Raw genomic sequence first — 21562 nt, 5'->3', positions numbered from 1 at the left:
CTACGCGAGCCCGCCTCCTCCACCACCGCCGCCCAAAGCATCCGGCGGGGGCAAGGCGGCGGCCGCGGAAGAGCAGGGCGGTTCTGCGATGGACCGCCTGCTGAAAGCCAAAAAACCGCGGCTCGCGCTAAAGAGAGTTAATGCTTAAACATGCCATCGTATTATGAAAGCTCATCCATACTTGACGCTCCCGTCCCTGGTTTTAACCACCTAGGGGACGCGAGTTATCGTTTTTCATTGCGCAGTCGGTAGAGATGAGTCTTTTTTTACGAGATAAGAAAGTATAAGCTTCGAAAGACTCGGCTTCCTTATCTCGCAAGAAAAACTTCCGCTAAATGCGGTCTGTCTTCAGTGAAAGTACGTCGATAGACGTTTTTCTTATGTATCATCCGTCTCCATAAAAGGGAAACGATTTTGGATGCGCAACGAGGCCCTTTTTACACCTCCTATGGATAAGAAAGTAAATTCGTCTGGAAATGACAATAATTTAAGATATTAACTTTGTGAATATTAAAATTTAGGAGTACACTAGATATGCAATTAAACGGATTACAATTTTACTGGGAGATGAGTTTGCGATGAAAGCTTTAAGATGGCATGGTGTCAAAGACCTGAGATTGGAAAACATCGAGGAACCTAAGCCGGCAAAAGGCGAAGTTAAAATAAAAGTGGAATGGTGCGGCATTTGCGGCAGCGACCTGCATGAGTACACGGCAGGGCCGATATTTATCCCTCTTGAACCCCATCCGCTCAGCGGAGACAAAGCCCCGATCACAATGGGGCATGAATTTTCCGGACAAGTGGTGGAAGTTGGAGAAGGCGTGACCCGCGCGGCGGTGGGAGACCGCGTGGTCGTGGAACCGATCTACTCCTGCGGAACCTGCGAGGCCTGCAAACAGGGCAAATACAACCTTTGCGATAAAATGGGCTTCTACGGGCTTGCCGGCGGGGGCGGCGGTTTCTCCGAGTATGCGGCCGTACCGGAAGCGATGATTCACAAAATCCCTGAATCGGTATCCTTCGAGCAGGGCGCGCTGGTTGAACCTTCCGCGGTGGCGCTGCATGCGGTACGCTCCAGCAAACTGAAAGTCGGAGACAAAGCGGCCGTGTTCGGCACGGGGCCGATCGGCCTGCTCGTCATTGAAGCGTTAAGAGCATCGGGCGCATCTGAAATCTATGCGGTCGAGCTTTCGGAAGAACGGAAACAGAAAGCGGCCGAACTGGGTGCCATCGTAATCGACCCGAAACAATACGATGCGGTTGAAGAAATTCATAAACGCACGCAGGGCGGGGTAGACGTTGCCTTTGAGGTTACCGGGGTTCCTCCGGTGCTGACCCAGGCGATCAACTCGACCAGAATCGGCGGCGAAACGATGATTGTCAGCATTTTCGAGAAGGAAGCTTCGATTCATCCGCAAAATATCGTCCTGAAAGAACGCACCGTGACCGGGATTATCGGCTACCGTGACGTTTTCCCGGCGGTCATCAGCCTGATGGCGCAGGGGTACTTCCAGGCCGACAAACTCGTTACCAAAAGAATCAAGCTGGATCAGGCCGTTGACGAAGGCTTTGAAGGGCTTCTCAAAGAGAGAAACCAGGTTAAAATCCTCGTGAAAGCCGAGTAATGACGCAATGATACGAAACCGGAATCCCGATCGGGATTCCGGTTTTTTTGGATGCAAGGAATCGTAACCCCGTAATCCTTATCGTCCGAGCAGGAGTCACCTTCCAAAAGGTTAATACGGCTTATTCCATGCTTCAAACGTTGTTTATCCGGTTATAACCGATCCATGATGGGACATAATGCATATGGGATGCGAGAGGCCAAAAAGAGGGAATGATAAATTCGCATATGGAAATGAAACGCCGCAGGTGATACAATAAGAGTCAAAATGATATTCTCAACATTCCTAACTGCCTTTCAGCCTTGTAACCAGGGCAGACGACAACGGAACAAGCTTGCATTTAGCACCGTATTTGAGGAGGACGAATCATGACAACCAATCAGACGATTGACAACCTGTCCATTGCTACCATCCGGACATTGGCCATCGATGCCATCGAAAAGGCAAAATCCGGACATCCCGGCATGCCGATGGGGTCCGCGCCAATGGGATACCAGCTGTTTGCCAAAACGATGAATCATAATCCCGACCAGCCTTCCTGGATCAACCGCGACCGCTTTGTATTGTCGGCCGGACACGGCTCGATGCTGCTGTACAGCCTGCTTCACCTGAGCGGATACGATGTATCGATGGACGATCTGAAGCAGTTCCGCCAATGGGGCAGCAAGACCCCGGGACATCCGGAATTCGGCCATACCGCCGGTGTTGACGCAACGACCGGTCCTTTGGGACAAGGGGTTAGCATGGCTGTCGGCATGGCAATGGCTGAGGCTCATATGGGTGCTGTATACAATAAAGACGATTTTAAAGTCGTGGACCATTATACTTACGCCATTTGCGGCGACGGCGACTTGATGGAAGGCGTTTCGGCGGAGGCCGCTTCCCTGGCCGGACATTTGAAGCTGGGCAAGCTGATTATGCTGTATGACTCCAATGACATTTCGCTGGACGGCGAGTTGAGCCTTGCATTCTCCGAAAACGTGGCGAAGCGTTTTGAAGCGTATGGTTGGCAGGTACTGCGCGTTGAAGACGGAAATGACCTTCCCGCCATCGAAAAGGCGATTGCCGAAGCGCAAGGAGACACCAACCGTCCGACCTTGATCGAAGTGAAAACGATCATCGGTTACGGAAGCCCGAACAAGCAGGGCAAGGGCGGCCATGGCGGTACGCACGGTTCCCCGCTGGGAGCCGAGGAAGCCAAGCTGACCAAGGAATTTTACAAATGGGTATACGAAGAAGATTTCTATGTGCCTGAAGAAGTTCGCGAGCACTTTGCTCAAGCGAAAGATCGCGGCATCGCGGCTTATAAAGCCTGGGAAGAGCAGTTCGCCAAATACAAAGCGGCCTATCCGGAGCTGGCGGCACAGTTTGAAGCTGCCGTTGCCGGCAAGCTGGCTGAAGGTTGGGACAAAGACCTGCCGAAATACAGCACCGAAGACAAAGCGGTTTCTACCCGCGTCGCTTCCGGTAAAGCATTGAACGGTCTGACTGCCGGCGTGCCTCAGCTTCTGGGCGGATCTGCCGACCTGGAAAGCTCCACGATGACGCATCTCAACGATCTGGCATCCTTTACGCCTGACAGCTATGAGGGCCGCAACGTGTACTACGGTGTACGCGAGTTTGCCATGGCAGCCGCGAATAACGGTATCGCCCTGCACGGCGGTCTGAAAGTATTCGGAGGTACCTTCTTCGTATTCACCGATTACCTGCGTCCGGCTGTTCGTCTGGCCTCTCTCATGAAGCTGCCGGTAACGTACGTATTGACGCATGACAGTATTGCGGTAGGCGAAGACGGTCCTACTCACGAGCCGATCGAGCAGTTGGCTTCCCTGCGCATCATTCCTGGCCTGACCGTCATCCGTCCTGCCGACGCCAACGAAACCTCCGCTGCCTGGGCATATGCCATGGAGAATCAGGATCGTCCGGTAGCGCTTGTGTTGACGCGCCAGAACCTGCCAATCCTGGCCGGAACGGTGGATAACGCCCGTGAAGGCATCAAACGCGGTGCTTACGTTGTTGCCGACGCGAAGGAAGGCAAAGCACAGGCACAAATTATCGCAACCGGCTCCGAGGTTCAGCTTGCGGTTAAGGCCCAGGAAGCTTTGGCCCAAGAAGGCATCCATGTGCGCGTCATCAGCATGCCAAGCTGGGATCTGTTCGACCAGCAGGATAAAGCTTATAAGGATTCCGTCCTGCTTCCGGACGTCAAAGCACGCCTTGCCGTGGAAATGGCTCATCCGTTTGGGTGGGAGCGTTATGTCGGCGATCAAGGCGATATTTTGGGCATTTCCACGTTCGGCGCTTCCGCGCCCGGCGACCGCGTCGTTGCGGAATACGGATTTACCGTTGAAAATGTGGTCAGCCGCGTGAAGGCGCTGCTTTAATCACCATAGGCGTCTTCAACGTCCTGATGAATAGATATCGGCACCCGCAATATTGCGGGTGCCGATCTATATATACATATGACTGAAAGGAGAGAAGAGGTCCATGTCACAGTTCAGCAATGCGGTTATCCAGAAAGAGGCAAACATTTATTATGAAGGCCAGGTCACCAGCCGTACGGTTATTTTGGAGGATGGCCGAAAAGTAACCTTGGGCATCATGCTGCCGGGCAGTTACGAATTCGGTACGGACGGCCCGGAAATTATGGAGATCCTGTCAGGGGATCTAAAGGTACTGCTGCCGGGGGAACAGGAGTGGCGCGAGATTCAGGGGAAAGCGACATTTAACGTGCCGGCGAACTCTTCGTTTAAGCTGGAAATCCGGAAGGTTACGGACTACTGCTGCTCTTATCCGTCCGAGCTGTAAGCCTGGTGGCGCCCCTGGAGGCTCGGATGTTGCAGCCGCCGCCAGGGCCATAACGGACGGCAGGCGGGTTCAGAGGAAGCAGCGCGTTCATAAGAAAAACGTCTAATCCGAGAAAACGGGCTCCAAGGCAAAGCCCTGAGCCCGCTAATCCTTTGCTATTTTGTGCCCGATTCCTCCGGAATCTCGACGATGACGCCTTGATAGGACGGGCTTTGATTGTCCAGTTCGGCAAAGCCGCCGGAAATCTCGCCCTTGCCGTTCAGCAAACGGTAGGTAGTAACGCCGACCGGATACCGGAATTTGAATTCGGCCACGGTCCAGCCGTTGACGTCAGGCTGTTTGCCGATTTCTTTCACGAAGTGGTGCGAAAGGAAAAATATGCCGCTTTTCGCATTCTTTCCTTTGGCGTAATCCAGCTTGGCCTGCCACTTCAGTTCCACGATGTTGTTGCGAATCTCATAATAACTGGCCAGATCGTTGTCGACTTCAAAGTACTTGTCCGCCTTGCCTTTCGGGAAATAGTAGTTTACGCCCTGCATCTCCATATAAGTCATCTCGGGAGACGGCTTGGGGATCGAGGAGATTATAGGAACTTGCAGCGCTGCATTGCGTGCCGTTGTCAGATTGCCGCTCTTCAGATCGGCGATCACCTTGGCATCGGGCTTGGCGATATAAGCCGTTTTGGCGGGACCGTTCCAATAAATCTTGGCTCCGAAGGCTTCGGATACGGCTCGAAGCGGCATCATGGTTTTTCCTTTGTAAAGGAAAGGAGCGACGGGTAAAGTCGTCTTCTTGTCATTGATCTGCAGCGTCTTACTTCCGATCGTCAAAACCGCTTGGGTTCCTTTCGTGCTAATGGTCACCTGCTGGTTGGCTTTGTCGTACCGGAAACTATAGCTGCCCAGGTTTTTGAGGTCGGTTAGGGTGACAAACGTGTTCCCTTCCCGGATCAAGACACTTCCGTACGCTTTTCCGCTGTTAATGTAAGCGGAAGGGCCGGAATCCGGCGCAGCCTGTGCCGAAGGCGGAGCAAGCACTGGGGACAGGAAGGCTGCAATAAGGGCAGCGGTTGTCCATGTCTTCAAACTTCTCTTGTTCATGTTAGGAAATTCCTCCCTTCAGGTTAATTAACGTCATGAATCCCAAAAGGTTGCGAAAATGGCCTGAACGCGAAAACGAAAAAAGCCTGGCCAACCGGTCTCTATCCGCAGGAAAAGGGATGGATAGATTACCCGGCGGGCAGGCTCTCATGACAAAGAAATTACAGCTGTTTGCCGCCGATCGTCTGGCCGATCCAGGCTTCGTAACACTTCACGACGGAGGAGAGATCCTCTTCGCCATAGCCTTCGCTGGCACCGGCCTGGAACAGGCTTTTGGCCAGATTCAGCATCGGTGAAGGCATGCCGATTCCGTCGGTAAGGGAAGAAGCCAGCTTTAAGTCCTTCAGCATCAGGGCAAGCGAAAATTGGTTGCTGAAATCGCCGTCGATGATTTTGCGTCCCTTCAAATCGGCAGCTTTGCTGCCGGCGGAACCGAGCTGGACCAGCTCAAGGAAGCTGTGTGCCGGAATGCCGGACTTGGCGGCAATGGCAAAGCCTTCGGCAAGCGCGAGGTTATTGATGCCGACCACGGTGTTGTGGGCAAGCTTGGCCACGGCGCCGCTGCCATTCGGGCCCATGGGGATTACTTTTTTGCCTAGGGTGTCGAACACGTCGGCATGGGCTTCGATCACAGCCTGATCGCCCCCAACCATGAAGACAAGCGTGCCGTCAATGGCGGCCGGCTTGCTGCCCGTTACGGGAGCGTCAAGGAAGGAAGCGCCTTTGCCGGATACCTCGGCCGCGATTTCCTTAACGAGGGCAGGAGAGATCGTGCTGCAGTCAATGACGGTCATGCTGGCCGTCAGCGAAGCGAGGACGCCGTTCTCGCCATAGAACACGTCGCGCACGGAGTCGTCATTGCTGACCATGGTGATGACGACATCCGCTCCTTCGGCGGCTTCCCGCGGGGTGGATGCGGTTGAGGCACCCTGCTCCGCCAGCGGGCGGCATTTTTCTTCCGTACGGTTGTATACCGTCACATCGTAATTTTGTTTAAGCAGATTGGAGGCCATGGGAGCTCCCATCGTGCCTAGACCGATAAATCCGATTTTTTTTCATGGATATCACCTTCAAATATGTTATTTCGCCGAACGCTTTCATCCTGCCATCCGCCTGCCGTTTATTATACACCCCCGAGCGGCTGACGGACAGGCGATTTATGCACTTTCGGCGGAAGCTTGACACTTGCGGTCACAAACTTGAACCCGTCCCTAAATTAAAGTATCCTACTTATGAATGTTGACTCTCTCTACAATTAAGATAAAACAGGAGGCTGTAAACGATGTCGAAAAAAAATTAAATTTGACTACAGCAAGGCCCTTTCTTTCGTAAACCAGCATGAAATCGATTATTTCGCCGAACCGATCCGTACGGCGCACGATCAGTTACATAACCAAACCGGCGCGGGTTCCGATTACCTCGGCTGGATCGACCTTCCAACCCAATATGACAAAGAGGAATTTGCCCGCATTCAGAAGGCGGCCGCCAAAATCCAAAGCGATTCGGACGTCCTGATCGTCATCGGCATCGGCGGTTCTTATCTGGGAGCCCGGGCGGCGATCGAAATGCTGTCCCACTCCTTTTACAACATTCTTCCGAAGGACAAGCGCAAGACGCCGGAGATTTATTTTGCGGGCAACAACATCAGTTCCACGTATGTGAGCCACCTGCTGCAGTTGATCGAAGGCAAAGACTTCTCCGTTAACGTCATCTCCAAATCCGGCACGACGACGGAGCCGGCGATCGCCTTCCGCATTTTCCGGGCGGAGCTGGAGAAGCGTTACGGCAAGGAAGAGGCTCGGAAGCGCATCTACGCAACCACCGATAAAGAAAAAGGCGCTTTGAAAAAGCTCGCCAACGAAGAAGGCTACGAATCCTTCATCATTCCGGATGACGTGGGCGGCCGTTATTCCGTGTTGACCGCCGTAGGCCTCTTGCCGATCGCTACGGCCGGAATCAACATCGAGGAAATGATGCAGGGCGCCGCGGACGCTTCGAAGGAATACAGCAGTCCGAACGTGGCCGAGAACGAAGCTTACCAGTATGCGGCCGTCCGCAATGCGCTGTACCGTAAAGGCAAAGCCATCGAAATTCTGGTCAATTACGAGCCGTCCCTTCACTTTGTTTCCGAATGGTGGAAGCAGCTTTACGGCGAGAGCGAGGGCAAGGACTATAAAGGCATTTATCCGGCGTCCGTTGATTTCTCCACGGATCTGCACTCCATGGGCCAATTCATCCAGGAAGGCAGCCGGAACATTTTTGAAACGGTGATTCAGGTGGAAAACGTGGCCAACCACATTACCATCGAGTCCGACCCGGACGATCTGGACGGCCTGAATTTCCTGACCGGCAAAACGCTTGACTTCGTTAACAAAAAAAGCGTTCCAAGGCACCATGCTGGCGCACACGGACGGCCAGGTTCCCAACTTGATTGTTACAATTCCAGATTTCACTCCCTATTCGTTCGGATATCTGGTATACTTTTTCGAAAAGGCCTGCGGAATCAGCGGTTATCTGTTGGGTGTGAACCCGTTTGACCAGCCGGGCGTAGAAGCGTACAAGAAAAATATGTTCGCTCTCCTCGGCAAGCCGGGTTACGAGAAAGAAAAAGCCGAGCTTGAAGCCAGACTTTCCGAATAACACCACTTGGACGAACAGAGAGACAGAGCAGCTGAAGGAAGCAGTTTCCCGGTATTTATGCCGGGGACTGCTTTTCTTGAAATATAAGAAAGTCTAAGATTCGTTAGGCTTGATTTATATTTCATGAAGGACACGCCGTCTACCTTTCAAGAAAGGAAGACGCACTACTTTCTGCCTGGCCATAAGGGGTTGATATCGGCATATGCTGGAACGTTACAAAACGGTGCGGTCAGCGGGATCCAAGGAAATTGTCATTAAAAAATCCAGGTTCATCGGCCATGTGATGCCGGTTGAAACCGAAGAGTCGGCCGTCGCATTTATCGAAGATATCAAGAAAAAGCATTGGAACGCAACGCATAACTGTTCCGCCTACATGATCGGGGAACGGGATGAGATCCAAAAGCAGTCCGACGACGGGGAACCCAGCGGAACGGCGGGGAAGCCGATTCTCGAGGTGATCCGCAACCAGGGACTCAAAAATGTGGCGATCGTGGTTACCCGTTATTTTGGAGGAATCATGCTGGGTGCGGGAGGCTTGATCCGAGCCTACACCGACGGGGCTGTGGCTGCCATTGAATCGGGGGATCCGATCACGCGCGTCCTTCACCGTGAAGTGTTTGTTGAGCTGGATTACACGTGGCTCGGCAAGGTGGAGAACGAACTGCGCAGTCGGAATACCCGGATGGGGGAAACGGCTTTTGCCGACAAGGTGACATTAACCTGTTTGCCTTTGGACGGGGAAAAGGATGGCTTTGTGGCATGGATGGTAGATTTGACGCAGGGTCAGTCCGTGATCACGGAGGGAGAGTCGCTTTATTTTATTGAAGGGGAATAAATGATATGGCACGAAGAGCGGTAGAACGGGAGTTGTCAAGAGAGCGTATTTTGGAAGCGGCCAGGCATTTGTTTATAACCAAAGGATACCGGGCCATCTCGATGCGGAGCATCGGGCAGCACCTGGGTTACAGCCACGGGTCCTTATATTATCATTTTAAGGAAAAGGCGGAGCTTTTCTACGCCATTGTCATGAAAGACTTCAATGATCTGGCTTTGCTGCTGCACGAAGCGGCAGGAAAGGCGCCCAGCGACGGAATTTCGAAACTTGAGCAGCTGCTGCTTGAGTTTGTCCGTTTCGGGTTGGATCATCCATATCAATATGAGATCATGTTTATGATCCGGGACGAGGAGCTGTTGGCTTACTGCCGTACCGAGCAGAGCCGGTGTTTCGATATGTTTTCGGCGCTCGTCCGCAAGCATTTGCTTGAAGACGTTTTCAGTGAAGAAGAGAGGCGCAACCTGCCGCTTACCTTGTTCTTATCGACGCACGGCTTCGTATCTTTTTATATCCAGGACCGTGTTAGCTTTGATGAGATCAAGCCTGCTGCCATTGCGCACGTGAAAGCATTATGCCGGGGCTTTACGGCAAAATCTAACCCCTTGTAGCACGGTGAAACGAATTTTTGCGGACTTGCGCTTCAACGAATTACTTCGATGTAGCGTTGAAACGTCAATTACCTAATGAATGAAAGACAGGAGCAGGCCATAACCGCTGCCTGTCTTTTTTTTGTTTGCAGATCCGAGGGCGCCTCCTTAAATCGGCCGGAATTTCGCATTTTTACCCCTGCATGATTTTCACGTAATATTCCCTGCTCCGCGGTCCGTCAAATTCGCAAAAATAAATTCCCTGCCATTTGCCTAACAAAAGACGCCCATCTTGAATAATAATGTGTTGAGAGGGCCCACACGTTATGGATTTCAGGTGGGATGCCGTATTGCCTTCCATATGGCGGTATTTCGGATGTTCCCATGGATAAACTTCGTCAAAACGCATCAGCACGTCCCGCTTGACATCGGGGTCGGCATTCTCGTTAATGGCGATGCCTGCTGTGGTATGCGGGCAGTAAACAAGCGCAATCCCGCTCTGGACGCTGCTTTCCGTCACAAGATTCTTAATCTCCCGTGTAATGTCCCTCATCTCATCCCGCTTTACCGTTGAAAGCTCCATATGATACAGCATGAAGATCCATCTCCTTCAAAAGTTATTTACTACTATTTTACCCGAAGAAGCTCAAAAGATGGATTGACGATTCCATACCCCTTTGGTAAAGTGTTAATCATATTAATACCAAGTATACTAATAGGAAATGTGAGTTTATAAAAACGGACGAGAAGACGTTCGAAGGCAGGAGGGACTCATGTTGACGGCACTGATCCGCCATAAAGGGTGGAAGTGGGGATTTCGGAGCACGATTTTGCTCTACTTTTGCATTCTTATCGTGTTTCCGATTTTCGGTGTATATGTTCAATCATTCTCGGACGGCTGGGGGGCTTTTGCCGAAAGCTTAAGCGACCCCATTGCCTGGAAGGCCGTCGTGCTGACGCTAAAGCTGGGACTGATCTCGGCTCTGATCAACGTAGTAATCGGGACGATGGTTGCCTGGGTGCTGACGAAGTACCGATTTCCCGGCAGAACGCTGCTGAACAGCCTTGTCGATCTCCCGTTCGCTCTTCCGACGGCGGTGGGCGGATTGATGATATTGCTTCTGCTCGGGCCGGGAAGCTGGATCGGTCTTGCCGCTGAGCGGATTGGCGTGGAAATCGTTTTTCATCAGCCGGCCATTGTCATTGCGATGGTTTTTGTAACGTTTCCCTTTGTGATCCGGTCGGTTCAGCCTTTGCTGGAAGAGATGGAACCGTCTCAGGAGGAAGCGGCGTATACGATGGGGGCGTCGAAGGCCCGCACCTTTTTTTAGGGTGATTTTACCTGCCATGCTTCCCGGAATCATCAGCGGGGGCATGCTCGCCTTTTCGCGAGCCTTGGCGGAATTCGGGGCTGTCGTGCTTGTTGCCGGCAACATTCCCGGACGTACGCTTGTCGCTTCCGTGTTTATCTACGGAGAAGTGGAAAGCGATAATCCGGTTGGCGCGGCGGCGGTATCGGTCCTCCTGTTGACGTTGTCCTTTATCGTGCTATGGCTGATGAACCGCGTGCAGCAAAGGGGGCGGCGATCATGAGAAGAGCCTTGATCGGACTGACGTATGGCATATTTTTTGTTCTGCTCATTGCCCCGCTGTCCAAAATCGTAACCAGCGCTTTCAGCGGCGGCCTTGAGGGTCTTGGCAAAGCGCTTGGCCGGCCGGAGGCGGTTCACGCACTGCTCATGACAGGTGCCATCGTGGTTATCGTCACGCTGCTGAATGCGCTGTTCGGCATCATGATGGCGTTATATCTTGTACGTGCCGGCTGGCTCAGCGGAAAAATCAAAAGCCTGCTGAACAGCATCGTGGATTTGCCCTATGCCGTTTCCCCGGTCATCGGCGGATTGATGATTGTGCTCCTCTTGGGACCGGACAGCATTATCGGCGGTTTTTTCGAAGGGATCGGGTTTAACGTTGTATATGCTTTTCCCGGCATGATCATCGCCACGCTGTTCGTGACGTTTCCGCTTATGGTCCGGGAAGTGATGCCCGTTCTTCAGGAAATCGGTACCGAGCAGGAGCAGGCGGCATCGACGCTGGGAGCGTACGAATGGTTGACGTTCCGCAAGGTGACCTGGCCGATGATCCGCTGGGCGGTCGTCTACGGGATGGTGCTGACCATCGCTCGGTCTCTCGGGGAGTTCGGGGCGGTTCTCGTGGTATCGGGCAACATCATGAACAAAACCCAAACCGCCACAACGCTCGTCTATCAAGATGTCGAGAACTTCAATGTGGCTGCGGCCAGCGGAGTCGCTTTGGTACTGGCAGCTTTCTCAGCCGGTCTTCTGTTGCTGATGGAGTGGATCAAAAAGAGAAAGGGAGTGCATTGACATGCATGTTGAGGTTCGTAACCTGAATAAACATTTCGGCGGCTTTCACGCCGTTAAAGACGTCAGTTTTGACATCGAGAAGGGACACCTGATCGGCCTTTTGGGGCCGAGCGGAGGAGGCAAAACCTCGATTTTGCGCATGCTGGCCGGGTTGGAAACGCCCGACGGCGGCGATATCGCGTTTCACGGTCAGGTCGTAAACGACATTCCGCCGCAGGAGCGCGGGATCGGCTTTGTCTTTCAAAACTATGCTCTGTTCAAGCACATGTCCGTGTACGACAACATTGCCTTCGGCCTGCAGGTAAAAAAAAATACCTAAGCCCCAAATCAAAGAAAGAGTGATGGAGCTTGTGGAGCTGACCGGGCTGAAAGGGTTTGAGCACCGCTACCCGCACCAACTGTCCGGCGGACAACGGCAGCGTGTCGCCTTTGCCCGGGCTTTGGCGCCGGAGCCGCAGCTGCTGCTTCTGGATGAGCCCTTTGCCGCCATTGACGCGAAAATACGGCAGGAGCTCCGCTCCTGGCTGCGCGATCTGATCGAGCGGGTCGGAATCACGTCGATTTTCGTGACGCATGACCAGGATGAAGCCATCGAGGTTGCGGATGAAATCATGATTATCAATCAGGGGCGGGTAGAGCAAAAAGGAACGCCTTGGGATATCTACAAGGAGCCGAAAACCCCGTTTGTGGCCACCTTCATCGGGGAGTCCACGATCGTCGAGGAAGCCTCGATCCTGAAGGGCTTTGAAACGGGATTCGATGAGCAGGCGCGGGCATTAATCCGTCCCGAATATATCGAGCTTGGAGGGGACCATGATTTTCCGGTGCTTTCCGCGACCGAGCAAGGCATCGTCCGCCATCTTCATTTTCGCGGCAGCGAATGGCTGGTCGAAGTGGATGTTAAGGGGCATAAGCTGGTCACCTACCGTTCCCTGGAAAAGGAGACGCTTCAGCCGGGACAGAAGGTTCGCGTGTTCATTCACCGCGCTTACTTATTCAATGAGGAAGAGAGCTGGATCGAAGAGAACCGGCTGAAATTCGACCCCATGCCGGTCATCATATAGCCGAGCGAAAAGGAGAGAGACGGCGGATATGAAAACAGAGATACGGAGAAATAGCGGGCGTCTAGGGATATCCGGTTTGATCCTGTTTCTCCTGCTCCCTTTGCTGGCGGGCTGCTTTGACGGCGGGAGGGATGAAAAAGCGGCTGTAGCAACGGCGAAAACGGCTTTTACCGGGTCTGGTGAAAGGACCCTTGTCGTGGGCGCTTACAGCGTGGCGAAGGATGCTATGGCGGAAATCCTTCCCCGGTTCCGGGAGGAATGGCATGACAAAACCGGCGAGAACATTACGTTTCAGGAATCGTATGAGGCTTCGGGAACCCAGGCAAGGTCCATTGCCGGCGGTTTTGAAGCGGATGTCACCCTGCTGGCCCTGGAAGGGGACATCGATAAGCTGGTCAAGGCCGGATTGGTTTCCGGGGACTGGAAGACACAGCCTTACGGCGGAATGGTAACCCGCTCGATCGTTGTGCTGGGTACCAGAGAAGGCAACCCGAAAGATATTCGGGGGTTTGAGGATCTCACCAGGCCGGAGGTCAAGGTGCTGTATCCGAATCCGAAAACGTCCGGCGGGGCCCAATGGGATATTAACGCGATCTACGGTGCGGGACTGAAGCGTTCCGAGGAGCAGGGACGCAAGGATCCCGAGGCAGCCAAAGCTTTTTTTGGAGAAGGTGCACAAAAAACGTGGAATCCCTCGACAAGAGCGGACGGGCATCCATGGCCGCCTTTGAGTATGGCGTGGGGGATGTCATTGTTACTTATGAGAATGAACTGCTTGCGCGGATCGCGAAAGGGGTTCGCTACGATATTGTCATACCTGAACATACGATTTTGATCGAGAACCCGGCCGCCGTCGTCCGTACCTATGCAGAGGAACACGGTACCCTCGATTTGGCGGAAGCGTTCGTGGACTACTTACGTTCCCCGGAGGCGCAGTCGATCTTTGCGAAGCACGGTTTCCGTCCGGTGGAGGAATCGGTATACGAGAAAAACAAGGGGCGGTTTCCTCAGCCGGACGGCCTGTTTGACATCGAATATCTCGGCGGTTGGGACCACGTGCGGAAAACGCTGTACTCCAAGCGCGGCATCTGGTACCAAGTGCTGGCGGGAATTTAATCGAAGTACTCTCAAAAAAGATAGACCGCTATAAATTGTAGGTTTTCTTGCGATATCAGGATGCGTTTCTTGAGGTCCATATCTTGAAACAAGAGCTGCGCTCAAAAGTCTTTAATGACGGATGGGCGCAGCTCTTTTGCGTGTAAGGCTACTAGCAGGATGACAATACCGAGCAAACGCATAACCGATCAGCCCCAGCTTAAGATTGTCTGACGTTGCGGATGTGAAATGAAATAAGCTTCCTGTAACTTAAATATTCCGATTCCGGCCTGCTTCCCACTCCTCGCGCGTGATGCCCATACGGATGGAGTCGTAGTATTCGCCGTTATAGTATCGGCATTTTCGCATTCTCCCTTCAAGCTTCAGGCCCGCCTTTTCGGCGCAGCGCATCATTCTCGGGTTGCCGGACCAGGTCGTGATGCCGACTCTGCCGATCGTCAAATGCTCGAACAAAAAGTCCACCCATAAGGATAGGGCCTCCGTTCCGTATCCGCCGCTCCAGTATTCCGGCAGGTAGATAATGATGCCGGCTTCCAGCCAGCGCGTCGGCTGATGCTCCCAATAGTACGTCACGATGCCGATCGCCCGATCATTCGCCTCAATCACCAGATCGTCGGGGTATTCTTCGGAAGAGGAGCCGTTCCCCCAGCGTTTCAGAAAATCCTCATAGCTTAAGGATTCGAGGGGGAAATAAGGAGCGTCGTATTTTTTCCATTCCGGCTGTTCCGATCCGTAAATGAGATGATACAGCACCGGCATGTCTTCCGGCGTTCGCGTTCTCAGGGTAACCTTATCTCCATGCAAAAAAATTCTTTTCGTAACCATAGTATCTTCCACTCCATAATTCATCTAAAAGCCGTTCTTCGCTACCATATTCCATGCGCTGATCAGGCATTCCTTCATTTCCGCTACCCGATATTGCAAAAAGAGGCAACTTTAATGAAATCAAAAGCGTTTATTATATAACCAATTTACACCAGTTGAAGTAGATGACGTAAGGAGGAACGCAAAATGAAACGGAATTGGATTGCGCTGGGATTAGGTCTTATGCTGGCGCTGACGGCCTGCGAAATCTCGGGAGCAAAAGATAGACACGGTGCGGATCAGGCTGTGGGACAGAACCCGGAGCAGCCCATGCCCCTTGACCAGAAAGAGCGGGAGGCCATATTGACCAAGCTGGACAAAAGAATCGCGGAGGCGGAAAATGCATTCGGGCTGCGCCTTCACCGGGAATTAACCAAAACAACGGGCAAAACGGACAACCTAGTTTTATCCCCGTACAGCATCTCAACCGCCTTGGCTCTGGCCTATAACGGCAGCGCGGGGCAAACGGCAGCAGAAATGGAGAAAGTGCTGGGCTGGAAGGGAATAGGACTGGACAAGGTTAACGAGGGAAACAGCCAATTGAAATCGCTGCTGGAAAAAGGGGCGGGCGTGACGCTGAACATCGCGAATGCAGTGTGGGTTCAGAAAGGCTATGCATTCCAGGAGAACTACCTGAATCGGGTGAAGACGAGCTATGGCGCCGAAGCCCGTTCGGCGGATCTGAGTTCGCAAGCCTTCGTGGAAGAGATTAACGGATGGGTGGATCAAAAGACGAACGGGATGATCAAGGGGATATACCAAAATCCGCCCGAAGCGAATTCGGTACTTGTAAATGCGATCTATTTCAATGGCGGATGGATGGACGAATTCAACCCTGAATACACCAAAGAGGAGAACTTCTCCTTGCCGGACGGGTCGGTTAAAAAGGTACCCATGATGCGCATCGAAGAGGGATTCGGATATAAGGAAAGCAAGGAGTGGCAGGCCGTTAGGCTACCGTACGGGGATGGGAGAATGCATATGCTCGTGATTTTGCCCCGAGAATCGTCGTCTCTTGAACAGGTGCACAAGAAGCTGTGGAAGGACCCTTCCGTGTGGATGGACGATTATTCCTTTGAAACGGTAAAGCTGGGCCTGCCGAAGTTTAAGGCCGAAACCGACTTGAAACTGGAGAAAGTTCTTGAAGGTTTGGGCATGAAATCGGCCGTGGATCCCCAAAGGGCTGATTTTTCCGGCATGATCGACGGCCTGCCCCTGTTCATAGGGGAGGTTAAACATAAAGCGATTGTGGATGTGGACGAGAAAGGAACGAAGGCTGCCGCGGTCACGGCCGTCGGCATGCCGACCAGCGCGGCAGTGCCTATGGAGCCCGTGGAGATGACGGTAAACCGTCCATTTTTCTTTGCCATTGAAGATCGGGACACGGGTACGTGGATATTTATGGGGTCGGTCAATCGTCCGTAGCATATACTAAACCGAAACCATCAAATATTTCCCATAAAATTAGGTAACTTTGTTATAATGGTCCAATAATGAGTTCGAAAAATTAGAGTAACCATTTGAACAACAAGGGGAGTATGCGATGTGCCTATGTCCATACCGAAGCCGAATTTATTCATTGGTTCATCCCGGGAAGCCATCAAATATGCCCGAGCCGTTCATGAGCAGCTGAAGCGCGCCGCTCAAGTCACCCCGTGGTACGGCGGCACCTTCGGGGCCAATATGTACACGATGGAGGCACTGGAGCGGCAGCTTGCGCGAAGCGATTTCGGGGTATTCGTATTCTCGCCCGATGACGTGGCGCTCATTCGCGGAAAGCATGTATTTGTCACTAGGGACAATACGCTGTTTGAGATGGGACTGTTCTGGGGCAAGCTAGGCAGGCGAAGAGTATTCTGCATCATACCGGACCAGGTGGAGCCTGACGACAAGCTGGTCCAGGATATCACGGTGAAAGAATACCACCTGCTGTCCGATCTTCAAGGACTGACGCTGCTGGAATACGAGCTGCGCAGCGACGGAGATTTCAAATCGGCGGTGGATGTCGCCTGCGGCCACATCTTGCACGCGGTTGAAACGGAATCTCTTTTTGAGCATCCCGTCGATATTATCGAGCAGAAGGAGCTGGAGCTGAGGCGCAAACAAAGCGTGCTCCACTTTTTTTTGGGAATACAACCGGAACGTTCATGTGACGGATCAGGCCGAAAAATACCATGCGCTTAGCGAGGCGGTCCGCAATTCCCTGCTCCCGCCGGGACGGGGGGGATTTCAGGGTGACCGGTGCGGCATTTTGGGCAAACACCGGAAAAGATGGAATGGCTCAAATCGGGGGTAATGTAGGGAAGGGGCGTTTTTTTCCGTTTCAAGGAGGCAAAACCGGGAGTACACAGTCCATTTACGTAATCGATGTCTATAACAGCGGAAAATGGGCATTTTATCACGAAGAGGAAGTTGCAGAGGTATACGTGTTCTGTTATCCTTTAGGTGAGAAGCATGTGTTATCCGTACACTTAACGGGACATGTGATTTTGTCCGACGAAGAGCTGGCAGAAGTCGTGGAGCATAACAGCGAGCTGCTTAGAACCATCAGACATTTGGTTGGAGGGGATACCCCATGAACAGGAGTAGTAAGAAAAAGAGTACGGGAAACCTTGGTTCTACCAGCGGTCATTGGGTGATCCGCGGAAACGTGCCGCAGACAGGGAGTTTAAAATCGCGTGAGCGCCGGGTTAAACGCCAGACTAAATCAAGCATTTTTATCGGCCCTTCCGTGGAGGGAACCGACAAGAAATACGTGAAAGTCATCAGCGGCTCGGTGGATGACAAGAAGCCCTCATTTGCATGATTTTTAATTGAACCTATAAGGGAAACCCGCCGAACTAGGCGGTCCTATCCTAGAATTAAGCCGTTCGGCACGTTGCCGGGCGGTTTTTGTTTAAGTGAGGTAATTTTGGCGCAATATTTTGGGAGGTCGGCATGGATACATTAACTTTTTGGGGAACCGGGGATGCGATGGGGGTACCCCGCGTCTATTGTGATTGTAAAGTATGCACGGAAGCGAGAACGACGGGCAGGAACCGCCGATTGCGATCGTCGGTCATGGTTAGCCGCGGAGAGGAGCGCTTTCTGATCGACTGCGGTCCGGATTGGCGTCCGATGATGGAGTCTGCCGGTATCCGCCATATCCGGGACATGCTCGTGACGCATGCCCATTTCGACCATATCGGCGGCCTGCCGGAGTGGGCGGATGCTTGCCGGTGGCTTGGCCGAAATGGGCGGCTGTTTGCCCCGCGGGAGGTGCTGGAACGGATCTCAAGGCAGTACCCCTGGCTTCCCAACCATATGGAGATGAAGGAGGCCGATGATGGCATCCGGCTGTGCGGATGGGATATCGCCTGCTGGAAGGTCAATCACGGCAAAAACGGATACTCTTATGCTTACCGTTTTGAAAAACACGGGTTTGCCTGGGTATACAACTCGGACTCCATCAATCTGAATGCCGAGGAGAAAAAAGCCCCTGCATAATCTCGATCTTCTCGTGTTGGGGACAAGCTTTGTACATGAGACGGCCGAATTTTCAACCCGTTCGGTGTACGACATGAAGGAGGCCGCAGAACTGGTGGCGGAGGTTAAGCCCGGGCGGACGCTGTACACGCATATGTCCCACGACGTGGATCTAACGCAGCCGCTTGGCCTACCCGCCGGAACGGAAGCTGCGTTGACAGGCATGGAAATCGCGTTGTCCAACTAATCTGATATAACCGGTTCTTGTCAAAGCGGAAGCCGCACGCACGTATTCAAAAAAAGCCCGTCAAGTCCTCCGGACCAGACGGGCTTTGGCGTTCCCAAAGCGAAACTTATAACCCTTTATTCAAAACAAATTTCTCGATCACATGTTTAACGCCGTCTTCATTGTTACTGAACGTGACATAGTCGGCGATTTCCTTCAAAGGCTCGATCGCATTGCCCATGGCCACGCCAAGACCCGCACACTCCAGCATTTCGTGATCGTTCCAGGAGTCGCCGATCGCAATCGTTTGCTCCAGCGCGCAGCCGAAATGGTTCGCAAGGAAGGTGAGGGCATGTCCTTTCGTGCCTTCTTTATGCATAAACTCCAAAAAGTGAGGCTTGGATTTGGTAATGTGCATTTCATCTCCAAGCAGGTCCCTGAACACCGGAATCAGCTCATCGAGATAGGAAGGATCGTCAATAATGAGCATTTTCGGCGTCGGTTGGTTCACCATTTTGATGAAATCCGGTTCGATGTAATAAGGAGTGCGGTTCAGGGCGCAATAGTCGATCAGCTTCTGGTTTTCCTCGCGAGCATACAGCTTATCGTCAATGTAGGTTTGCAGGTGCAGGTTATGCTCCACGCAGTATTCAAACAGTTTTTTTTGCCGCATCCAGCGCAACATAGCGCTCATACAGGACCTTTTCGTCCAACAGGTTTTTGATCAGTGCCCCCTGATAGGTAATGATCGGCACGTTCAATCCGGTCTGGCGGGCAATCTTCTGTGCGGACGCGTAAGCCCGGCCGGTAGCCAGGGTGACGACGACATCTTGGGCTACGGCTTGTTCCAGCGCACGCTGCACGCCGGGAGTGACCTCTTTATCGTCATTGATCAGGGTATCGTCAATGTCGATGGCAATCAGTTTGTAAGTAGTCATGGTTTGATTATCTCTCCTTCTCTCTATCGCTCTAATTCTATTGTACCGTCTGCGGTGCCGATTTCAATTCGGCAATGACCATTCCCGCCAAAATAAGCAGGCATCCGAAACCTCCCGGCAAGCCGAGCGTTTCACCGGCAAACATCATTCCCGTCAGTGCGGCGAATACCGGTTCGGTTGCGAAGATAATCGCCACCCGGGAAGGCGTCGTATATTTCTGGCAAACGGTTTGAATCCAGTAGGCAAACGCGCTGGTCGGACCGATCGAAATTAGCAGGGCGGTCAGCACTTCCGGTACCGTCAAGCTCTCGTACAGAACGGAAAGGCTGCCGACACTTTCGGTAAACAAGGAGGCCGTTACGCTGAGAATCCCCACAACGCCCATCTGAAGCGACGCCAGCGGCAGGGAAGGATAGCGGGATGCGTATTTCCCCATGTAGCCGATGTGCAGGGCAAAACCGACGGCACAGAAAAACACGAGCATGTCCCCTTTGTTCCAGTTCACTTCGGATCCTGCAAAGGCAAGGAAGTAAAGCCCCGCTGCCGCAAGCAAAGCGCTGATCCATGTAAAGCGGGATATGGGGTGTTTTAACAGGAAGCAGGAAAGGAACGGCACGATAACGACCGACAGACCGGTAATAAAACCGGTATTTGACGTCGTGGTGTAGAGCAGGCCGACGGTCTGGAAACCAAAGCCGATAAATAAAAAAAAGGCCGAGCAGGCTGCCGTGAAGCAGCATTTTTCCGGATATTTCGCGCCATTGCCTGCGGTAAAACAAGGTGATAATCAGGGCAAGCAGCAGTGCGGCTCCTAGAAAACGGATGCCGTTGAACGCCATGGGCGGAAGTACGCGCACGGCGTGCTGGACGATCAAAAAGGTGCAGCCCCACATCATGGCGACCAGAAGCAGGCTGAGGTCCGCAATACGGGAGCGGGTCAAGTCTTATCCTCCTTTTCTAACATGTACATAAATCACGCAAGTGATCAAATTGTATCCCATTACGCCCCGGCCGACAATAGAAATCGAAAGGCCCAAAGACCTGAGCGGATCCAATCTCAGTGGAAGGGGTAGACAAAAAGAGGTTTTTTTTTGCTATACTTGAATGCCGAACGTATATTCCCATTTTTGTGTTATGAAGGAATGTTTCGGCTTTGACAAGGCACCTTGAGAATGAAAGGAAGAAAGAATCATGATGGGAAGAGCCCACTTGGTAATCGGAACCGGCGTTTCTTTGTCGGTCTTGGGGCTGGCCGGAGTTCCCGTTACCCTCCCCGCGGCGGCGGTTGCCGTTGTCAGCTCGCTGCTGCCGGATATCGACGAGCCGAATTCGATCCTCGTCAGAACGGCAATCCCCTCGGGGCTGCTTCGTATTTTGCAGCTGATCCTGGTTACGGGAGCCGTATTTATTTATTATTACGGACAAGATTACGCACCCTGGAATCTGGCGCTCGCCGGTTTGATTGCGGTCGTGTCGTTTTTGCCCGGAAGGACGCTGCGTCACATCGTCATGTTTATGATCGGTCTGGGATTGCTCCAATTTGCACAAAATTTAAGCCCATGGAATACGATTGCCGGCTGTATCCTGATGATATCGTCCCTCGTGTCCCATCGCGGCCTGACGCACAGCGTTTATGCTGCGGCCGGGTGGGCCGGCCTGCTTTATTACGGCACCAAGGGCTTGCCAGGCAGCGAAAGCGTTTGGCTGGCCGGAGGCCTTTCCTATACGCTTCACCTGGTGGCCGACATGCTGACGAACAGGGGAATCAAACCGCTGCCTCCTTTAAAGTTCCGACTTAAGCTCAGCCTCATGAGCACCGGAACCAAATGGGGGAACCTGGTGGAGAATATCTGCATGGGGCTGACGTTCGTGCTTGTCTGGTACGTGTTTATCGCTTCGAAATAGCC

16 protein-coding genes and 8 pseudogenes are annotated in these 21562 nt (G+C 52.8%); 16 read left to right on the top strand and 8 right to left on the bottom strand.

The window, feature by feature from the left end:
• The first annotated feature begins 578 nt into the window (after nt 1–578).
• The 3 genes from XI25_RS17710 (at nt 579) to ppnP (ending at nt 4433) form a co-directional block, all read left to right on the top strand.
• Nucleotides 579–1625: a 2,3-butanediol dehydrogenase gene (locus XI25_RS17710; RefSeq protein ID WP_046678586.1), complete on the top strand. Its 1047-nt coding sequence runs from the start codon at nt 579–581 to the stop codon at nt 1623–1625.
• A 368-nt stretch (nt 1626–1993) separates the two neighbouring features.
• A complete protein-coding gene (tkt, locus tag XI25_RS17705; RefSeq protein ID WP_046678587.1) occupies nt 1994–4009 on the top strand; it encodes a transketolase in 2016 nt (671 codons plus the stop codon).
• A gap of 103 nt (nt 4010–4112) precedes the next feature.
• Nucleotides 4113–4433 carry a pyrimidine/purine nucleoside phosphorylase gene (gene ppnP, locus XI25_RS17700; protein WP_046679541.1) on the top strand — a complete coding sequence of 107 codons (321 nt, stop codon included), beginning with the start codon at nt 4113–4115 and terminating at the stop codon, nt 4431–4433.
• 155 nt (nt 4434–4588) lie between these two features.
• Here ppnP and XI25_RS17695 read toward each other — a convergent pair whose 3' ends face one another.
• Nucleotides 4589–5533 (bottom strand): copper amine oxidase N-terminal domain-containing protein, encoded by a 945-nt coding sequence (locus XI25_RS17695; protein ID WP_046678588.1) that lies wholly within the window; start codon nt 5531–5533, stop codon nt 4589–4591.
• 161 nt (nt 5534–5694) lie between these two features.
• Nucleotides 5695–6582 (bottom strand): NAD(P)-dependent oxidoreductase, encoded by an 888-nt coding sequence (locus XI25_RS17690; protein ID WP_082112409.1) that lies wholly within the window; start codon nt 6580–6582, stop codon nt 5695–5697.
• A 246-nt stretch (nt 6583–6828) separates the two neighbouring features.
• Between XI25_RS17690 and XI25_RS17685 the strand changes: the two are divergent.
• From XI25_RS17685 to XI25_RS17675, 3 genes and pseudogenes are all read left to right on the top strand, one after another.
• A pseudogene (locus tag XI25_RS17685) lies at nt 6829–8173 on the top strand (glucose-6-phosphate isomerase).
• A 202-nt stretch (nt 8174–8375) separates the two neighbouring features.
• Nucleotides 8376–9008 (top strand): YigZ family protein, encoded by a 633-nt coding sequence (locus XI25_RS17680; RefSeq protein WP_046678589.1) that lies wholly within the window; start codon nt 8376–8378, stop codon nt 9006–9008.
• A 5-nt stretch (nt 9009–9013) separates the two neighbouring features.
• Nucleotides 9014–9616, top strand: a complete 603-nt coding sequence (locus XI25_RS17675) for a TetR/AcrR family transcriptional regulator (RefSeq protein ID WP_046678590.1) — start codon at nt 9014–9016, stop codon at nt 9614–9616.
• Nucleotides 9617–9788: 172 nt separating this feature from the next.
• On the opposite strand, the gene XI25_RS17670 is transcribed toward XI25_RS17675, so the two are convergent.
• The gene (locus tag XI25_RS17670) at nt 9789–10190 is read right to left on the bottom strand and encodes a secondary thiamine-phosphate synthase enzyme YjbQ (RefSeq protein WP_046678591.1); all 402 of its coding nucleotides are present in this window, start codon (nt 10188–10190) and stop codon (nt 9789–9791) included.
• A gap of 181 nt (nt 10191–10371) precedes the next feature.
• On the opposite strand from XI25_RS17670, the pseudogene cysT reads away from it, so the two are divergent.
• The 4 genes and pseudogenes from cysT to XI25_RS17650 all read left to right on the top strand — a co-directional run bounded on the left by cysT (nt 10372) and on the right by XI25_RS17650 (nt 14162).
• A pseudogene (cysT, locus tag XI25_RS17665) lies at nt 10372–11188 on the top strand (sulfate ABC transporter permease subunit CysT).
• Nucleotides 11185–11982 (top strand): sulfate ABC transporter permease subunit, encoded by a 798-nt coding sequence (locus XI25_RS17660; RefSeq protein ID WP_046678592.1) that lies wholly within the window; start codon nt 11185–11187, stop codon nt 11980–11982. Before cysT ends, XI25_RS17660 begins: the two are co-directional and overlap by 4 nt.
• Before the next feature lies 1 nt (nt 11983).
• A pseudogene (locus XI25_RS17655) lies at nt 11984–13046 on the top strand (sulfate/molybdate ABC transporter ATP-binding protein).
• A 28-nt stretch (nt 13047–13074) separates the two neighbouring features.
• Nucleotides 13075–14162: pseudogene (locus tag XI25_RS17650) on the top strand (sulfate ABC transporter substrate-binding protein).
• Between the two features lie 249 nt (nt 14163–14411).
• On the opposite strand, the gene XI25_RS17645 reads toward XI25_RS17650, so the two are convergent.
• The gene (locus XI25_RS17645; protein WP_046678595.1) at nt 14412–14987 is read right to left on the bottom strand and encodes a GNAT family N-acetyltransferase; all 576 of its coding nucleotides are present in this window, start codon (nt 14985–14987) and stop codon (nt 14412–14414) included.
• A gap of 186 nt (nt 14988–15173) precedes the next feature.
• Here XI25_RS17645 and XI25_RS17640 point away from each other — a divergent pair, with 186 nt between their 5' ends.
• The 5 genes and pseudogenes from XI25_RS17640 (at nt 15174) to XI25_RS17625 (ending at nt 18738) form a co-directional block, all read left to right on the top strand.
• On the top strand, nt 15174–16451 hold the full coding sequence (locus XI25_RS17640; RefSeq protein WP_046679539.1) for a serpin family protein: 1278 nt from the start codon (nt 15174–15176) through the stop codon (nt 16449–16451).
• A 126-nt stretch (nt 16452–16577) separates the two neighbouring features.
• Nucleotides 16578–17210: a nucleotide-binding protein gene (locus tag XI25_RS36360; RefSeq protein ID WP_327204800.1), complete on the top strand. Its 633-nt coding sequence runs from the start codon at nt 16578–16580 to the stop codon at nt 17208–17210.
• Between the two features lie 92 nt (nt 17211–17302).
• On the top strand, nt 17303–17605 hold the full coding sequence (locus XI25_RS36355; protein WP_327204799.1) for a hypothetical protein: 303 nt from the start codon (nt 17303–17305) through the stop codon (nt 17603–17605).
• Nucleotides 17602–17832 (top strand): hypothetical protein, encoded by a 231-nt coding sequence (locus XI25_RS17630; protein ID WP_046678597.1) that lies wholly within the window; start codon nt 17602–17604, stop codon nt 17830–17832. The genes XI25_RS36355 and XI25_RS17630 overlap by 4 nt, the downstream gene beginning before the upstream one ends.
• Before the next feature lie 131 nt (nt 17833–17963).
• A pseudogene (locus tag XI25_RS17625) lies at nt 17964–18738 on the top strand (MBL fold metallo-hydrolase).
• A gap of 106 nt (nt 18739–18844) precedes the next feature.
• Here the strand turns inward: XI25_RS17625 and XI25_RS17620 are convergent.
• The 4 genes and pseudogenes from XI25_RS17620 to XI25_RS36340 form a co-directional block, all read right to left on the bottom strand.
• A pseudogene (locus XI25_RS17620) lies at nt 18845–19655 on the bottom strand (Cof-type HAD-IIB family hydrolase).
• Between the two features lie 37 nt (nt 19656–19692).
• Nucleotides 19693–20160 carry a DMT family transporter gene (locus XI25_RS36350; protein ID WP_327204798.1) on the bottom strand — a complete coding sequence of 156 codons (468 nt, stop codon included), beginning with the start codon at nt 20158–20160 and terminating at the stop codon, nt 19693–19695.
• Nucleotides 20161–20235: 75 nt separating this feature from the next.
• A pseudogene (locus tag XI25_RS36345) lies at nt 20236–20355 on the bottom strand (EamA/RhaT family transporter); the annotation flags it as partial.
• 46 nt (nt 20356–20401) lie between these two features.
• Nucleotides 20402–20548 (bottom strand): annotated as a pseudogene (locus tag XI25_RS36340) (EamA family transporter); the annotation flags it as partial.
• 298 nt (nt 20549–20846) lie between these two features.
• Here XI25_RS36340 and XI25_RS17610 point away from each other — a divergent pair.
• The gene (locus tag XI25_RS17610) at nt 20847–21560 is read left to right on the top strand and encodes a metal-dependent hydrolase (RefSeq protein ID WP_046678601.1); all 714 of its coding nucleotides are present in this window, start codon (nt 20847–20849) and stop codon (nt 21558–21560) included.
• Nucleotides 21561–21562 lie beyond the last annotated feature (2 nt).

It is taken from the genome of Paenibacillus sp. DMB20 (assembly GCF_000987955.1).
Taxonomy (GTDB): domain Bacteria; phylum Bacillota; class Bacilli; order Paenibacillales; family Paenibacillaceae; genus Paenibacillus_AQ.
This window is presented reverse-complemented; position numbering and strand designations above follow the sequence as displayed.

Excerpts from the sequence above, each read along its gene's own strand:
- XI25_RS17710 (WP_046678586.1), top strand. The coding sequence starts at position 579 with ATGAAAGCTTTAAGATGGCATGGTGTCAAAGACCTGAGATTGGAAAAC.
- tkt (WP_046678587.1), top strand. The coding sequence starts at position 1,994 with ATGACAACCAATCAGACGATTGACAACCTGTCCATTGCTACCATCCGG.
- ppnP (WP_046679541.1), top strand. The coding sequence starts at position 4,113 with ATGTCACAGTTCAGCAATGCGGTTATCCAGAAAGAGGCAAACATTTAT.
- XI25_RS17695 (WP_046678588.1), bottom strand. The coding sequence starts at position 5,533 with ATGAACAAGAGAAGTTTGAAGACATGGACAACCGCTGCCCTTATTGCA.
- XI25_RS17680 (WP_046678589.1), top strand. The coding sequence starts at position 8,376 with ATGCTGGAACGTTACAAAACGGTGCGGTCAGCGGGATCCAAGGAAATT.
- XI25_RS17675 (WP_046678590.1), top strand. The coding sequence starts at position 9,014 with ATGGCACGAAGAGCGGTAGAACGGGAGTTGTCAAGAGAGCGTATTTTG.
- XI25_RS17670 (WP_046678591.1), bottom strand. The coding sequence starts at position 10,190 with ATGCTGTATCATATGGAGCTTTCAACGGTAAAGCGGGATGAGATGAGG.
- XI25_RS17660 (WP_046678592.1), top strand. The coding sequence starts at position 11,185 with ATGAGAAGAGCCTTGATCGGACTGACGTATGGCATATTTTTTGTTCTG.
- XI25_RS17645 (WP_046678595.1), bottom strand. The coding sequence starts at position 14,987 with ATGGTTACGAAAAGAATTTTTTTGCATGGAGATAAGGTTACCCTGAGA.
- XI25_RS17640 (WP_046679539.1), top strand. The coding sequence starts at position 15,174 with ATGAAACGGAATTGGATTGCGCTGGGATTAGGTCTTATGCTGGCGCTG.
- XI25_RS36360 (WP_327204800.1), top strand. The coding sequence starts at position 16,578 with ATGTCCATACCGAAGCCGAATTTATTCATTGGTTCATCCCGGGAAGCC.
- XI25_RS36355 (WP_327204799.1), top strand. The coding sequence starts at position 17,303 with ATGGCTCAAATCGGGGGTAATGTAGGGAAGGGGCGTTTTTTTCCGTTT.
- XI25_RS17630 (WP_046678597.1), top strand. The coding sequence starts at position 17,602 with ATGAACAGGAGTAGTAAGAAAAAGAGTACGGGAAACCTTGGTTCTACC.
- XI25_RS17610 (WP_046678601.1), top strand. The coding sequence starts at position 20,847 with ATGATGGGAAGAGCCCACTTGGTAATCGGAACCGGCGTTTCTTTGTCG.